The sequence below is a fragment of the Staphylococcus sp. GDX7P312P genome, assembly GCF_008385775.1.
GTDB lineage: Bacteria > Bacillota > Bacilli > Staphylococcales > Staphylococcaceae > Staphylococcus > Staphylococcus haemolyticus.
In genome coordinates this window covers 1-2918 of sequence record NZ_VUKI01000061.1, presented here as the reverse complement: position 1 = coordinate 2918, position 2918 = coordinate 1, and the positions used below count along the sequence as shown (strand labels likewise).

Sequence of the window (2918 nt, the reverse complement as noted above, 5' to 3'; positions counted from 1 at the left end):
TACGGATTTTCGCCATGCCACTAACGTGGTAGCGTCGCCTGCTTGTTGGGATTATATCCCAAGCCCTTTATGTTTTTGCATACGCAAAAAATGAGTAGCTATTGCTAGCCACTCATATAATTTAAAAACTAATTCAAAATCAAAAACAGACCTAGTGCAGCAACCAATAATGTGGTTGCTAATCAAAGAATGAAATTGATAAAAGTATAAGAGAATGTTTAAATTATAGTTGAACTAGGCTAATTACCAAGCAACATTGTATGAAAAGATATTATTGGGAGAGAATATTATGATATACACAGTAGCTTCAACATTACCACCAGACCATGGGGGTCGAACTAAATCTTTATTAAAAAGAATTGATTTTTTAAATGACGAATTTGATTTTGATCAAACAATCTTGACAACAAATTATAATCCAAATTATACAACTGTTTACAAAGATTTTTATAACAAAGAGATATTGAAAGAAAATATAACGGTTATAAATATTTATGACTGGTTATCTAATTTTAAATTACTTACAGGTTCTTATTATTCTTCAAATACGTATATAAATATACAGCCACAAGAACTTAAAATATCAAATTTTATTGCAAAAGAAGATTTAGATAAAAATTGCGTTAGATATTATGACAAGGATACAGAAAGATATTGTTTATATAGAAAATTTTACCCCAATTCACAAGTTGTTAAATTTGAAGATTTCTTTACGCCAGGAGTAAAACATAAAGTTGAACGCTGGGAATATAATGAATATGGATATTTACATAAAATCACTAATTATTCAAGAAAATTAAATAAAAAATTAGCGGAATTTTATTATGACTTAGAAAAAAATCTGTATTGTAAAAAATATTTTGAAGAAACAAATGACAATAAGTTAAACTCAATTTTTATTTACGATAATGATATATTAATTGAAAGTTTTAGTAATGAAAAAGAAATGTTTACATACTTCTTTGACTTTTATTTTAATGATCAAGATATTGTTTTTAACGATGCAAGATTATTAGATAAATCACTAATAAATTCTACAAAAAACATAAAATCTATATTAGTTTTTCATAGTTCTCATTTAGAAGGAGATTCAATCAAGAGTTCGTATAAATATGCTCTTAACAATTCAGATAAAATAGCTAAATACTATGTTCTGACTAACCAACAAAAAGAAGATATACAAAATGATTTAAATATACCTGATGAAAAATTTGTAGTTATACCACATTTTATAAAAACATCAAGCAATTCTACTAATGAAATAAAAGATCAATTTGTATTTGTTGGACGATTTAGTGAAGAAAAGCAGATTTCTCATATAATCGAAAGTTATAAACTTTATATAGATAATGGAGGATCGACTAAATTAGTATTGTATGGTGGTATTAAGGGAGAAGAACGTACAAAAATAGAAAACCTTATTAAACAATATAACTTACAAAATGAAGTTACTATTCACCCTTTTACAAATGATCCACTTCAAGTTTTTAGAGAATCTAAAGCTTCTCTTTTAACAAGTAAGTTTGAAGGGTTTGCATTAAGCGTTATGGAAAGTATAAATGAAGGTTGTCCTGTAATTGCATATGATATTAAATATGGACCAAGAGAAATTATAGTAAATGGAGAAAGCGGTTATTTAATTGAACCTAATAACATTGAAGAATTTTCTAAAGCTATGATTTCAATCATTGAAAATCCCTTAGAAAATGTTAAGACAAAAGATGAAATAACTTATCAAGCTGCAATTAATAATTTTAATTCTTTAATCAAGGATGTTAGTTTATAATTCGGAGAAGTCAATAAATTAATGTGAAATGCTAAGTAATGTATAATCTATACAAAATCACTACCTATAAGGGTTAATTATGTTAACTATAAACAAAGGCTTAAACGTTGTTATATCAACGTTTAAGCCTTTTGCTTATGATTATCGTTTATGCAGGTTTTATACATCATTGATCTGATGCGTTTTCAGTCATTTTCATTGATGATCGGTTTGTATCTTTATTCAGTTTACACTTGTGTAATTTACACAAGTGTAAACTACACAAATCATTATTCATGCGGATACTAGTTGACTAGTAAACAAGTTTATTAGTAAACAAGTAAACTTGTTTACCTGTAATTGGTATATCGTATTTAGATGTTACATACAATATGCGTGCACACAGTATGCTTGCATATTGTATGCACGCATACAGGTCATAGGGATTTTGTTATAATTGGGAAGTCGTCTATCTCTCAGACGTCAATTTGACGTAGAGAGGAGGTGCGCTGAATGACATTACTATTTGTTTATGTAATAGCCCCTATTTTTGTAGGGTGCTGTGTTACGTTGTTTAAATTTTGGCTAGAACAACGTACTAAAAAATAGGCGACAAAGCCAACACCAAAAGAACCCCCAACCTATGTCCGTAGGTTGGGGGTTCGGTGCGTTAATAACATTACTATTTGTTACTTATATAATATCATGATATTACACACTCTTCAATTAACGCTTTCGTTTTATAACCTTTTTTCTATTCTTCCCAATCCAGTTTTAATTGTTGTCTAAATGCTTGTTGTTGTTCTTTGAATAGCGCTTTTTCTTCTTCAGTCAATTCTCTAGTTGTATCACTTTGATTTCGTTCATGTAGCCATTTTGGCGTTTTCTCACGACTGATATATTGTTTGGGTTGGGCTACATTCGCCATTTTGGGTTGTCGCTTACTATGAATGCGTTTCTCAGCGTCAAAAGTAAACTCTAACCACTCAATTTTACGTCCTTTTTTCGCTTTTATTTTATTGATATTGAGGTTATTAAATATTGGAGAGAGCTCCTTGATAATCGGAGTTAAAACAAATTGGCTAATATTAGACATTCTATAAGATTTTGGAATATCTAATCGTTCTCTAAAGGGTTCTGTTGCAAAGTTGAA

Annotated in this window: 2 protein-coding genes and 1 pseudogene; 2 read left to right on the top strand and 1 reads right to left on the bottom strand. The window is 29.0% G+C overall.

Annotated features, from left to right (window positions below; translation table 11 throughout):
• The first annotated feature begins 289 nt into the window (after positions 1-289).
• Positions 290-1786 carry a glycosyltransferase gene (locus F1592_RS13105; protein ID WP_031886474.1) on the top strand — a complete coding sequence of 499 codons (1497 nt, stop codon included), beginning with the start codon at positions 290-292 and terminating at the stop codon, positions 1784-1786.
• Positions 1787-2278: 492 nt separating this feature from the next.
• Positions 2279-2374, top strand: coding sequence for a type I toxin-antitoxin system Fst family toxin (locus F1592_RS14070; RefSeq protein WP_113525237.1), 96 nt, complete (start codon positions 2279-2281; stop codon positions 2372-2374).
• Between the two features lie 145 nt (positions 2375-2519).
• On the opposite strand, the pseudogene F1592_RS13095 reads toward F1592_RS14070, so the two are convergent.
• Positions 2520-2918: pseudogene (locus F1592_RS13095) on the bottom strand (RepB family plasmid replication initiator protein); the annotation flags it as partial.

Excerpts from the sequence above, each read along its gene's own strand:
- F1592_RS14070 (WP_113525237.1), top strand. The coding sequence starts at position 2,279 with ATGACATTACTATTTGTTTATGTAATAGCCCCTATTTTTGTAGGGTGC.
- F1592_RS13105 (WP_031886474.1), top strand. The coding sequence starts at position 290 with ATGATATACACAGTAGCTTCAACATTACCACCAGACCATGGGGGTCGA.